We start from the raw sequence: 12,553 nt of genomic DNA on the forward strand, positions 1-12,553 counted from the left end.
GCATCGCATTGGAAATTGATATGCGATCATCCGGTCCAGAAGAATTAAAACAATTAGAAGAACGTGTATTTAAGGATTTAGAAGGCGCAATTTTGGCAGAAAATGCCGCACGCGACACTTCTTTGGGTAAGGTATCGGTTGAAATAATTTTAATTGGCGATCGGCCCGCAGGGTCAATTCCATTAACAAATGGCATGATTATGGCCATCGGCAACAGCCTATCCGCACATGGTTATGTGCCGCAATATAATGCGTCATCAACTGATTCCAATATTGCCATAGCCATGAATATTGCAGCCGTTACCATTGGGGTGGGCGCAGGGGGCGGCCGTGCGCATAGCGCAGAGGAATATTTAAATGTAGAAAAAGAGCCATTGTTAAAAGGCTTTGTCGCGGGATATGACAGCATTATCGCCGCCGCCAATGCCCAATATTAAATTGAAAAATAACAGATAATTTGCCTGTTGCGGCAAAAATAGATTAAATTTATTCAAAGTATGAGAAAATGGAGGCCCGAGCCGGAATCGAACCGGCGTGCACGGATTTGCAATCCGCTACGTCACCACTCCGCCATCGGGCCATCCGTCGGCATAAGATATATAATCCGTGGTTGGCCGGTATTTAGCGGCGCAAGTCGCAATTGGCAATCAAGAAATTTGATTTAATGAATATAGCGCAATATCAGCATTTTTTGGTGCATAAATGATGCAAATATGTTGTTTGCCATAATGAATCGGCAATTGGTCCAAATCATACTTGGCCAAAAATGAATGCGCCGCTAAAGAACATATAGCTTTATGTCATGATATAAGTGAAATAAGCTGGAAATTAAAGTTTTTGATCAAAAAGTGAAGAAATTACAGTGACGATGATGAATTATAAACAAATGCGCACCGCCATGGTGAACAGCCAATTACGGACTTGTGATGTGAACACGCCATGGATTTTAGATGCCATGTCAAAATTACCCCGCGAGGAATTTGTCGGCGAAGCGCAGCGTGAATTTGCATATATGGACCGTCCGTTAAAAGTTTCCGGCGACCGAATGATGGCGCCCCCCATTGTTGCGGGACAAATTTTGACACGAATCGCGCCCAGCGGAGGCGAGAAAATTTTAATCATCGGCGGCGGCTCCGGATATGTGGCGGCATTAATCGCCCCACAAATATTTAATCTCCACTTCATTGAACCTGATGCTGATTTATTGGCACGGGCAAAGGATAATTTATCCGGATTTGACAATATCACATTTGTTGACGGCGATTGGACCACCGGCCCGCATGATAAAAATGCCGATTTTGGTGAATATGACGTTATTTTATTAGATGCTGTTGCGCAAAAAGCGCCCGAGGCATTGGCGGCTTTATTAAAAGATGGCGGCAAATTTATTTGCGGTAATGATGATGGCGCGACCACATCTTTATGTGTGGGGATAAAGGCTGGCGGCCAAGTAAAATTAGTACCCAAAGACCCTGCTTACATGCCATTTATTGACGCATTATCCGAACCAGCAGGATTTACATTTTAATAAATAATATATTTTTTGCATTTAAAACAAGGACTTTGTCGATGGCGTTAAACATAAAATCTCAGCTTTGGGGCAGTGCTTTTATTTTAACTGCTGCGGCCCTAACCTTGCCCATTCATGCAGAAACCCTGCAACAGGCATTGCAAAGCGCCTATGATAGCAATCCAAATTTAACCGCAGCGCGTGCTGGACAAGAGGCATTGAATGAAAATGTCCCCTTGGCCCGTTCAAGTGGCCGACCAAGTGCGTCAATTCAACCGACATTTACCGAAAATGTCGTGACCAGCGGCGGCGCATTTGCACAGGCACGCAGCTTTTCCGCTGTGGGATCAGTCAGCGTTCCTTTATATCAGGGCGGCGCGGTTAAAAATGCCGTTCGCGGCGCAGAAAACAGGGTCGAGGCAGGATTTGCCAGCCTGCGCGGCACAGAAAGCGCCATATTTTCCGCCGTTGTCGGGGCATATATGGATGTTATTCGCGATGAAGCAATTGTCGAGTTAAATCGCGCACAAGCCGGAACTTTACAAGTGAATTTAGAAGCGACAAAGGATCGTTTTGAAATTGGCGATGTAACGCGCACCGATGTGGCGCAATCCGAATCCAGATACAGCCTTGCCCTGGCCAATTTGGAAACCGCGCGGGCCAATTTAATTCGCAGTAAAGAAATTTATATCCAATTGGTTGGCAATGAACCAGGAGATTTGGAAGCGCCGCCGCCTTTACCCAATTTGCCCGAATCAGCAGATATGGCCGTGGATATTGCAGTGGAACATAATCCCGACTTAATCGCAGCCAAAGAACAGGTGGAGGCATCGCGTTATGACCGCAAAGCCGCAGAGGCAGGCCGCCTTCCCACGGTAAGCGCATTTAGTCAAAGCCGATATAATAACGCCTTAAACTCCCTATCAACACAGGCATCAGCATTCAGCCCCAATGCCACATTTGATAATAGTATTGGAATTCGGGCGACCATTCCCATTTATCAAGGCGGCGCGCCATCGGCCCAAATTCGTCAGGCACAGGCGCGAATCAGCCAGGCCCAAGAATTAGAAATCGCCGCCGAACGCGAAGTTATCGCCCAAACCCGTGCCGCCTTTTCAAGCTGGCGTGCGACTCAACAAGTGATTATGGCATCGCAACGCGCCGTGGAAGCCAGCCAGTTGTCACTTGAAGGGGTGCGGATTGAAAATAGCGTCGGCAATAGAACTATTTTGGATATATTAAATGCCGAACAGGAATTGGTTGCCGCAAAATCACAGTTAATCGCCGCACGGCGTAATAATTATGTCGCCGGATTTACCCTTCTTGCCGCCATGGGCCGTGCAGAGGCGCGTGATTTGGGCATTGATGGCGGGCCATTATATGATCCGGTTGCCAATTATAATGATGTTAAGAATCAATGGAATGATTGGTCCAGCGTGCCGTCCACGCAGCCAAAGGCGACCCGCACAACCAATAGCAATGCACAAAGTGCTGACATAGAAGCATTTCCTGACTATAGTCGTCGTTAACCATAGATTCGGTTTTTATCAGTCCGATTCATGGCGCGAGATTATTGGATATAGGGGCATTCATAATGGCACAAAATGATGGCAAAAACGGTGAGCCGACCGTCAATGAAATATTATCCTCTATCAAAAAAATCATTGCACAGGATGATGGCCTGCGCACCAGAACGCGCGATCGGGCCGCGCGCGATGTGTTGGAATTATCCGCCGATAATGCCGTTGATGATCATGATATGCCCCATATGACCGCGCCTTTGGATGGGCAATTTGACGATGATGCAGGTTTAATCGACAATGCCAAGGCACAAAGCCTGCGCCATAGCCTGTCCGCATTGGCCACATTGGCTGAACCAGGGGTCAGCCCGCAAATCGTGCGATCGGGCGAGACATCATTGGAGGGCATGGTCAGAGAAATGTTAAAACCCGTTTTGAAACAATGGCTTGATGATAATTTGCCCGACATGGTTGAGGCGATGGTTGCCAAGGAAATTGCGCGCATTACCCGCAAGGGATAAAAGCAATTATTCTATTTAATTTCAGGTGCAACTAATGCTTGTCGCGGCAAAATGTCGTGATAATATTGCGCCATGAAACATCTATTCAAAAAGCAATTCGCCGCGACATTATTTGCCGCCACATCCATGATATTGGTTCAGCCTGCTTTTGCCAAAAGCGCTGATGCATCACCCCGCGCCATGACCGAAGTGGATTTGGCCACGTTGAAAAGAATAGGCAGCCCGACCGTCTCCCCCAATGGGGAATATGTTGTCTATCAACTTCGCGAAACCGATTTAACGGCAAATAAAGGCCGCACCGATTTATATCTTGTTCAATTAAATATTGCCGAACAAGAACCAGTAAAAATTGCATCAAAACCCGAATTTAACGAACATAGCCCTGCATTTTCATCTGACGGCAAATTGCTTTATTATATAAGCAATGAAGGCGGTTCGGACCAATTATATTATTATGACATGGACAGCCAAACATCCACGCAGGCAAGCAATTTGGCCACCGATATTGCCGGTTTCAAATTAGCGCACAAGGGTGATAAAATTGCCCTATGGGGTGACATTGGCCGCGAATGTCCAACATTTGGTTGTAAAGATGATGGTAACACCGCCACCCCCGGCCCCGGCACAGGGCGCGAATATACGCAAAATTTTGTGCGCCATTGGGATAGTTGGGAAACGCCGGGCAATTATAGCCGCATTTTCACTTTTGACATGGTCGATGGCAAAGTTTCCGGCGATGGCGTGGCCATGGATGGCAAGGGAGAGGGCCGTTTAATTGGCGATGCGCCCAGCAAACCATTTGGCGGCGGCGAAGAAATTGCATGGACACCATCTGGCAATGGCGTGTTATTTGCCGCGCGAAAGGCCGATGCGAATGAGCCGCTATCCACCAATTTGGATATTTATGGCAATAACGCCTCCACCGGCGAAGATTTGGTCAATTTGACCATTGATAATGAAGCCACCGATACAATGCCCATATCATCGCCCGATGGCAAATGGTTGGCATATGCCGCCATGGCGCGAGCAGGATATGAAAGCGATAAACTCACCTTAATGTTATTAAATCCCGTTGATGGGACGCGCAAAGCATTGACCGAAAATTGGGACCGCAGTGTGGGTTCAATTGCATGGGCGCCGGACAGCCAAAGCTTGCTGGTCACCGCTGGCGACACATTGGAACATCCCATGTTCCGCGTCGATTTATCGGGCAAGGTCACGCGTTTAACCGGCGATGGCAATGTTAATGATGTGACCCCCTTAACCGACGGGTCGATATTATATTCGATGAACACTGTGTTGATGCCGTCAGACCTTTACATCATGGATGCCGCAGGTAAATCGCGCAAAATTACCGATGTAAATGCCGGTCAATTGGCCGAGTTAAACCCCGTTGTGCAACAAAAATTCGATTTTGCCGGTGCAAATGGTGATCAAGTATTTGGCATGATTATCAAACCCGCCAATGTAAAAGGACCTTTGCCTGTTGCATTTGTGGTGCATGGCGGGCCGCAAGGCAGCTTTGGCAATAGCTGGTCATATCGGTGGAATCCGCGCGTTATCGCCAGCCAAGGATATGCTGTTGTCACCGTCGATTTCCATGGCAGTACCGGATATGGACAGGCATTTACCGATTCGATTAACAAGGATTGGGGCGGCAAACCATTGGAGGATTTGAAATTGGGCCTTGCCGCCGCCGGAAAAATTGATCCACAGGCGGATATCACCAATGCTTGTGCGCTGGGCGCATCCTATGGCGGATATATGATGAATTGGATTGCGGGCAATTGGAATGACGGTTTCAAATGCCTTGTCACCCATGCCGGTGTGTTTGATTTACGCGCCATGTCGATGGAGACTGAGGAATTATGGTTTGATGAATGGGACCATGGCGGCCCATGGTGGAGCAGGACCGATGCCGAAAAATGGAATCCGGTCAACCATATCACCAAATGGAAAACCCCCACTTTGGTCATTCATGGTGAGAAAGATTTCCGTATCCCCTATAGTCAAAGTCTGGCTGCCTTTACCGTGCTGCAACGTCAGGGGATTGAATCAAAATTGCTTATCTTCCCAGATGAGAATCATTGGATTAACAAACCCAATAACTCCATCCAATGGCATAATAATGTCTTTAATTGGTTGGACAGCCATTTGAAAAAAGCAAAATAAGCCAAAAATTGACGGCGGGGGCGTTTGTCCCCGCCCTTCCCTCTTGTCCACGGGTCGATATGCTGGCAAAGGCATATTTATGACTATTGACAAAAATACCATCGACAAAAATTTTGATCCCGCCACCATTGAAAATAATTGGTATGGCCATTGGGAGGAGCAGGGGTTATTTCGTCCCGAACGGCCCAATGCCGCGCCCTATACCATTGTCAATCCACCGCCAAATGTGACCGGAAGCCTGCATATCGGCCATGCGTTGGACAATACGCTGCAGGATATAATGATCCGTTATGAACGGCTGCGTGGCAAGGATGCATTATGGGTGGTTGGCACGGACCATGCGGGCATTGCCACCCAAATGGTGGTCGAACGCAAAATGGAGGCGCAGGGTGATAAACGCGCCAATTATGACCGCGACGGCTTTATTGAAAAGGTGTGGCAGTGGAAAGAGGAAAGCGGCGGCACAATTACCACCCAGCTGCGCCGACTTGGTTGTTCCATGGATTGGTCGCGTGAACAATTTACCATGGACCCCCATTTTTCCAAGGCCGTGATTAAGGTTTTTGTCGATTTATATAATGATGGTTTGATTTACCGCGACAAAAGGCTGGTTAATTGGGACCCAAAATTAAAAACCGCCATTTCCGATTTGGAAGTTGAAACACGCGAAATTCAGGGTAATTTCTGGCATTTCAAATATCCATTGGCCGATGATGTTACATTGGATAATGGACAAGATTATATTGAGGTGGCAACAACACGCCCCGAAACCATGTTGGCCGATATGGCGGTGGCGGTAAACCCCGAAGACCCCCGTTATCAAAGCGTGATTGGTAAGCATGTCATCCTGCCCCTTACGGGACGGCTCATCCCCATTGTCGCGGACGAACATGCCGATCCCGAATTGGGCAGCGGCGCGGTAAAAATTACCCCGGGGCATGATTTTAACGATTTTGAGGTCGGCAAAAGGGCCGGATTCGCCCCTGCCGATATGTTAAATATGTTGGACGGTGACGCCCATGTCTGTCAAACCGCAGATGATTTAATTCCAGATGAATATATTGGCGTTGAACGCTTTGCCGCGCGTAAAGCGGTTGTCGCAGCGTTAAAGGCATCTGGCCATTTAATCGCCCATCTGGATAAGGACGGCAATGAACATGATGCCGAACCACGCACCATCCAAACCCCCTATGGCGACCGTGGCGGGGTGGTGATTGAACCATGGCTGACCGATCAATGGTATGTTGATGCCAAAACATTGGCCAAGCCAGCAATTGAGGCGGTAAAGTCCGGCGCAATTGAAATTGTGCCCAAAAGTTGGGAAAAAACCTATTTTAATTGGATGGAAAATATCCAACCATGGTGCGTGTCACGCCAGCTTTGGTGGGGACATCAAATTCCCGCATGGTATGATGAAAATGGTGATTTTTATGTCGCGAATAGCGAGGAAGAAGCACAAGAAAAAGCTGGGAATGACGTAAAATTAACCCGCGATTCAGACGTGCTCGACACTTGGTTCTCCAGCGCATTATGGCCTTTTGGCACATTGGGCTGGCCCAGTGAAAATGCGCCCTTATATGATAAGCATTATCCCAATGATCTGCTGATTTCCGGCTTTGACATCCTGTTCTTTTGGGACGCGCGGATGATAATGCAGGGGATACAGCAAACCGGCAAAGCCCCGTGGAAGAAATTATATCTGCACGGCCTTGTCCGCGCGGCCGATGGCCAGAAAATGTCAAAATCAAAGGGCAATGTGGTCGATCCGCTTGGTCTGATTGATCAATATGGCGCCGATGCGCTGCGATTCTTTATGGCCGCGATGGAAAGCCAAGGCCGCGACATTAAAATGGACGATAAAAGGGTGGAGGGATATCGCAATTTCGCCACCAAATTATGGAATGCAGCGCGATTTGCCCAATCAAATGGCATTGGCGCGTCCGATACATTATCCGCGCCTGCCGCCAATTTGGCGGTTAATCGGTGGATTATTGGCGAGGTAACGCAATGCCAACAGGTACTGGACAAGGCGCTGGCTGATCTGCGTTTTGATGCCGCGGCCAATGCAATTTATCATTTTGTGTGGGATAATTTCTGTGATTGGTATTTGGAATTGACCAAGCCATTATTACAGGGTGAGGATATATCCGCCGCAGATGAAACCCGCATGGTTGCCGGATGGGTTCTTGACCAAATTTTGGTGATGTTGCACCCGTTCATGCCCTTTATTACCGAGGAATTATGGCATAAACTGGCAGGCGATAGCCCGCGCAATTACGACCTGATTATTGCAAAATGGCCCGCCCCCAATGCAAAAATTGACGATGCAGCAAAGGCAGAGGTCGAATGGTTGATTAAATTAACCACCGAAATGCGCGGCGCAAAGGCCGAGCTGGGTATTGCGCCGGGCGCGAAATTAACCGCCTATATCGCCGATGCTGATGCCGCATTGCAGGGCCGAATTACTGGCCAATTGCCGACATTAGACCGCGTTAGCAGGTTGGAGGCAATCCACTTTACCGCCGCGCCTGATGGTCCTTCGATGCAAATTCCCGTTGATGGGGTGACCTTTGTCGTTCCATTGGACGGGGTGATTGACATTGCGGCGGAAAAGGCCCGCCTATCCAAGGCATTGGAGGCAGTGGAAAAAGAAACAGGTGCATTACAGGGCCGGTTAAACAATGCCAATTTTGTCGAACGCGCAAAACCCGAAGCGGTGGAAAAGGCAAGAAGCGATTTGGCCGAAAAAGCAGCCGAAGCAGAAAGTCTGAAAACTGCATTGGCGCGTTTGGGATAATTCCCTTTATTTGATAAAAAAATAAGGGCGGCGATATATTCGCTGCCCTTTTTATTTGTGAAAAATAGGTTGCGGCAAGTTTATTTGCCCTGATCCACGACCAATGAACGTTCCACCTTATTATGTGCCGATTGGTCGGCATGGGCGGGCTGCGTTAAAAATAATCCCGCCATGCCAAGCGCGAATCCCGCGCTAATGCTGATGAATAAATCGCTGCGGACAAATTTGATCATTTTAATCATGCTGTTCATCGGGAGACTCTATTGGCTTTATGTTAATTATTATTGATTTTATATATTTTCGGATATTGTCCATAAAAGGTTACAATTGCCTTGTCCCCTTAATGCGCCAATATTCATTGCCAAATGGTGAATGAACGACAGAAAGTCAAATCATCCTGTCGCAAAATATCTTCATTTGAACATATTTTGTATGATCATGCAAATTTTGGTTTTTGTATGATCATGCAAATTTATGCCCGATTAAGCATGAATGGGGCGATAAAACTGATTCAGCTTAACGCCGCACAGGCATGTTGTATCCGTTTGCACGCTTCTTTTAATATGTCGGTTGACGTCGCATAGCTGATCCGAAAACCAGGGGACAGGCCAAATGCGCCGCCATGCACTGCAGCTACCTTTGCTTCGGTAAGGAAATATTCAATCAACTGTTCATCATTTTCGATGACATTGCCCGCTGGTGTTTTCTTACCCATCAACTCGCTGGCATCAGGATACACATAAAAAGCACCCTCTGGCACGGGACATTTTAAGCCTGGCGCGTCGTTTAACATTGCCACCACCAAATCGCGGCGCTCCTTAAACTTTGCATTACGTTCTTTTAAGAAATCCTGCGGCCCGTTAAGCGCGGCAACGGTCGCGGCTTGGCTGATTGAACAGGGGTTGCTGGTCGATTGCGATTGCAATTTGGCCATTGCCTTAATCAACCAAACAGGCCCGCCCGCATATCCAATGCGCCATCCGGTCATGGCATATGCCTTTGACGCACCGCTCATCGTTAATGTGCGGTCATATAAATCAGGACAGATTTGCGCGATGGTAGCAAAGGGGAAATCCGCATACCAAATATGTTCATACATATCGTCGGTTAAAATTAACACATGCGGATGCGCGCGCAACACCTCTCCCAATGCGGCCAATTCCTCACCACTATATGCTGCGCCCGTGGGGTTGGATGGTGAATTTAGGATAAGCCAGCGGGTTTTTGGTGTAATTGCCGCCTCCAATTGTTCGGGCGTGATTTTATAATTTTGGTCCGCGCTGGCCAAAATAAATACCGGTGTGCCGCCCGCAAATTGCACAATATCGGGATAGCTAACCCAATAGGGCGCGGGAATAATCACCTCATCCCCTGCATCAACAGTGGCGCATAATGCATTAAACAAAGTATGCTTGCCGCCCGCATTGACGGTGATTTGATTGGCGGCATATTCCAAACCATTATCGCGTTTGAATTTTGCCGCAATTGCCGCCTTTAACGCGGCAGTGCCGTCCACATTTGTGTAATTTGTGTCGCCATCACGAATCGCCTGAATCGCGGCGTCTTTAACAAAATCGGGTGTGTCAAAATCCGGCTCGCCCGCGGACAGGCCAATAACATCCACGCCCTGTGCCTTTAAATCAATCACCTTTGCTGACATTGCCAAAGTGGCGGATGGTGCAATTCGGTTTAATGCGGCGGATGTATTGGTCATGAGGAGGTCCTAAATTAACGCAAATAATGAAAGATAAAATAAACTATAAATGTCGTAATGCCCCTAGAGCCTGAACAGAAATTTCGCAAGAGCGAAGCTTTATGATATAAGATTATTTTACCAATATTATACGGGCACGCATTAATCCACGCATGCTGTTTCCAACAAAAAACCCGTCTGATAATGATTGGGCGGTAATATCGCCCTCCACAGCAATGCCTTCATCAATCATTTCGGCGCGCAAAATTCCTGGCTGTAATCCGTGCTTTAATGGTGGGGTAATAAAGCCATCTTTGCCATCTGGCACAAATATATTGGTAAAGCTGCCTTCTGTTAAATTTCCATTATCATCACAAAATATCACCTCATCTACATGTGAAGCCGCACGGCGCGGTTCATCATAAAATGCACGGTCGGTGCATTTATACCGCAATCTATAATCATCTGAGGAAAGGGTCATGGGACATATAATGACGCGCAATTCCCTGTCTGTCCCATCTTTAATTGGGGAAATGGCAATCGACATTGCGCCGCTATGCGATAATAATAATCGCACCTTTGATATATGTTCGATGTGAAAAGTCGCGGCATGCAACATGTTGCGCGCCTCATGCCGGTCAAACATAAATTTTAAATCTGACGCGCTATTTTTCAAACGCGCCAAATGCGCCTCCAAACGCAATATTCCATGCGCGGGGTCAAATCGCATTGTTTCGATTAAATCAACAGCATGTTTATCGATTTTGGTAAACTCCCCCTTTAACAAACATTCGCGCCATTCATTTTCCCCCAATGAATCAGCCACTATCCCCGAACCCAGACCCAAATTTGCGGCCCAGATTTGCGGCTTATCTGTCTTTGCCAAACTTATGGTGCGGATTGCAACATTAAAAGCCATATCGCCATCCGGGTCCAATCGGCCAATTGACCCGCAATAAATGCCGCGCGGCGATATTTCCAATTCATCAATTATTTCCATTGCGCGAATTTTGGGCGCACCGGTAATTGAACCACAGGGATAAATGGCCCGCAATATACGGGCAAAATCAACATTGCCTTTTAATTCACCCTCTATGGTCGATGTCATTTGATGCACAGTGGGATAGCTTTCCACATGGAATAATTTATCCGCGCGCACGCTGCCCGCCACGCAAATGCGCGATATGTCGTTGCGTAATAAATCCACAATCATCAAATTTTCGGCGCGTTGTTTTTCATCATGGGCCAAAATATGTGCCAATTTTTTATCCTCCACCGGATTATGATGGCGCGGCGCTGTGCCCTTCATGGGGCGCGTGGTTATTTTACCCGATTTAACCGAGAAAAATAATTCAGGCGAAAATGATAAATGCCATTGGCTGCCGGTCCAAATAATCCCGCCATATCCCGCCCTTGCCCGCGGGCGTAATGCGGCATAAAGCGATAGGGGCGATCCGGTTAATGTGGCCAAATTGGCAAAGGTGTAATTTGCCTGATATATATCGCCATTATTGATATATTGGATTAGTTTTTCAAAATTAAGTTGATATTCCGCCTGTTCAATTTGTGGCTGCATGTCGCCCAAAATTGCGCCCTTATTGCTGGGCAATATAGTTGCAATTTCTTCGCTGTTAAATGTTTCAAAATCATCAAAAATCGCAAACCATAAAAGCGGCTGGGTTAAATTATCTGGCAAGGGCAATTTGGGTAAAGTGCGCCCCTCCATCGCCAATCCGGCCTCATAGCTGATAAAACCCGCGGCATATTTTCCCTGTTGCTTATATGTCTCCATCGACGCAAAAATATCGGGCAATTCCGCGGGATGATGGGTGGTCAAAATATCAATGGGATTGATATATAATCGCGAAGGCGCAGCGCCAGACGCCCGTGCATCGTCCAATAAAATAAACGGCCCGCTTAATGCGGCAATATTGTTTATTTTCCTATCCATTGATGGTGGATTGAACCGCTTCTAAAAATTTCATGACGGGCACGGGTTTTGATAAATATGCCGCCGCGCCTGCATTGATAATGCGGTCTGCATCGCCCGTCCCGGCATAGGCGGTCACCGCCAAAACGGGAATATGCCGCAATGCCTCATCCGCCTTCATCAAACCAATTAATTCCAGCCCGCTAATATGCGGTAATTGTATGTCCATCACCGCCATATCGGGCATGAAATCCTTTAACGCGGCCATCACCTCGCGGCCATCCTTTACCGCGGCAACATCAAAACCATGATTGCGCAGTAAATCTGTGAATAATTTGAGGTTCAGTTCATTATCCTCGACGATCATAATTTTTTTAACCATAGACTGCCTTTATTCGCTGCTTTACCAT

At 47.4% G+C, this 12,553-nt stretch carries 10 protein-coding genes and 1 tRNA gene (1 of these 11 cut by a window edge); 6 read left to right on the plus strand and 5 right to left on the minus strand.

The features are described 5' to 3' along the window. Positions 1-437 carry the final stretch of a M20/M25/M40 family metallo-hydrolase gene (locus LPB140_RS01485; RefSeq protein ID WP_198024139.1) on the plus strand. The gene continues 853 nt to the left of window position 1, outside the view, so 437 of the gene's 1,290 nt are visible here — the last part of the coding sequence; its start codon lies off the left edge, out of view; the stop codon is at positions 435-437. Positions 438-506: 69 nt separating this feature from the next. Here LPB140_RS01485 and LPB140_RS01490 read toward each other — a convergent pair. Then, positions 507-580: transfer RNA gene (locus LPB140_RS01490), tRNA-Cys, on the minus strand. A 288-nt stretch (positions 581-868) separates the two neighbouring features. On the opposite strand from LPB140_RS01490, the gene LPB140_RS01495 reads away from it, so the two are divergent. The 5 genes from LPB140_RS01495 (at position 869) to LPB140_RS01515 (ending at position 8,520) form a co-directional block, all read left to right on the plus strand. Next, positions 869-1,528, plus strand: coding sequence for a protein-L-isoaspartate O-methyltransferase family protein (locus LPB140_RS01495; RefSeq protein WP_083549828.1), 660 nt, complete (start codon positions 869-871; stop codon positions 1,526-1,528). Between the two features lie 41 nt (positions 1,529-1,569). Next, positions 1,570-3,039 carry a TolC family outer membrane protein gene (locus tag LPB140_RS01500; RefSeq protein ID WP_072558368.1) on the plus strand — a complete coding sequence of 490 codons (1,470 nt, stop codon included), beginning with the start codon at positions 1,570-1,572 and terminating at the stop codon, positions 3,037-3,039. A 65-nt stretch (positions 3,040-3,104) separates the two neighbouring features. Next, positions 3,105-3,551, plus strand: coding sequence for a DUF2497 domain-containing protein (locus LPB140_RS01505; protein ID WP_072558369.1), 447 nt, complete (start codon positions 3,105-3,107; stop codon positions 3,549-3,551). A gap of 72 nt (positions 3,552-3,623) precedes the next feature. Further along, positions 3,624-5,723: a dipeptidyl-peptidase 5 gene (locus LPB140_RS01510; protein ID WP_072558370.1), complete on the plus strand. Its 2,100-nt coding sequence runs from the start codon at positions 3,624-3,626 to the stop codon at positions 5,721-5,723. Between the two features lie 79 nt (positions 5,724-5,802). Then, positions 5,803-8,520, plus strand: coding sequence for a valine--tRNA ligase (locus LPB140_RS01515; protein WP_072560105.1), 2,718 nt, complete (start codon positions 5,803-5,805; stop codon positions 8,518-8,520). Between the two features lie 80 nt (positions 8,521-8,600). Here the strand turns inward: LPB140_RS01515 and LPB140_RS12265 are convergent, their stop codons facing one another. The 4 genes from LPB140_RS12265 to LPB140_RS01530 form a co-directional block, all read right to left on the minus strand. Next, entirely contained in the window at positions 8,601-8,771 is a 171-nt protein-coding gene (locus tag LPB140_RS12265; protein ID WP_156874093.1) for a hypothetical protein, read from the minus strand. A gap of 260 nt (positions 8,772-9,031) precedes the next feature. Beyond that, complete coding sequence (locus tag LPB140_RS01520; RefSeq protein ID WP_072558371.1) at positions 9,032-10,234, minus strand: pyridoxal phosphate-dependent aminotransferase; 1,203 nt, start codon at positions 10,232-10,234, stop codon at positions 9,032-9,034. A 112-nt stretch (positions 10,235-10,346) separates the two neighbouring features. After that, positions 10,347-12,164 carry an aminodeoxychorismate synthase component I gene (gene pabB / locus LPB140_RS01525; protein WP_072558372.1) on the minus strand — a complete coding sequence of 606 codons (1,818 nt, stop codon included), beginning with the start codon at positions 12,162-12,164 and terminating at the stop codon, positions 10,347-10,349. After that, positions 12,157-12,525, minus strand: coding sequence for a response regulator (locus LPB140_RS01530; protein WP_072558373.1), 369 nt, complete (start codon positions 12,523-12,525; stop codon positions 12,157-12,159). Before LPB140_RS01530 ends, pabB begins: the two co-directional genes overlap by 8 nt. Between the last annotated feature and the right edge of the window lie 28 nt (positions 12,526-12,553).

Source organism: Sphingorhabdus lutea, from assembly GCF_001889025.1.
In the GTDB taxonomy this organism is placed as follows: Bacteria; Pseudomonadota; Alphaproteobacteria; order Sphingomonadales; family Sphingomonadaceae; genus Sphingorhabdus_B; species Sphingorhabdus_B lutea.

Bases quoted from the DNA above. Each gene is read 5' to 3' on its own strand.
- LPB140_RS01495 (WP_083549828.1), top strand. From the start codon at position 869: ATGATGAATTATAAACAAATGCGCACCGCCATGGTGAACAGCCAATTA.
- LPB140_RS01500 (WP_072558368.1), top strand. From the start codon at position 1,570: ATGGCGTTAAACATAAAATCTCAGCTTTGGGGCAGTGCTTTTATTTTA.
- LPB140_RS01505 (WP_072558369.1), top strand. From the start codon at position 3,105: ATGGCACAAAATGATGGCAAAAACGGTGAGCCGACCGTCAATGAAATA.
- LPB140_RS01510 (WP_072558370.1), top strand. From the start codon at position 3,624: ATGAAACATCTATTCAAAAAGCAATTCGCCGCGACATTATTTGCCGCC.
- LPB140_RS01515 (WP_072560105.1), top strand. From the start codon at position 5,803: ATGACTATTGACAAAAATACCATCGACAAAAATTTTGATCCCGCCACC.
- LPB140_RS12265 (WP_156874093.1), bottom strand. From the start codon at position 8,771: ATGAACAGCATGATTAAAATGATCAAATTTGTCCGCAGCGATTTATTC.
- LPB140_RS01520 (WP_072558371.1), bottom strand. From the start codon at position 10,234: ATGACCAATACATCCGCCGCATTAAACCGAATTGCACCATCCGCCACT.
- pabB (WP_072558372.1), bottom strand. From the start codon at position 12,164: ATGGATAGGAAAATAAACAATATTGCCGCATTAAGCGGGCCGTTTATT.
- LPB140_RS01530 (WP_072558373.1), bottom strand. From the start codon at position 12,525: ATGGTTAAAAAAATTATGATCGTCGAGGATAATGAACTGAACCTCAAA.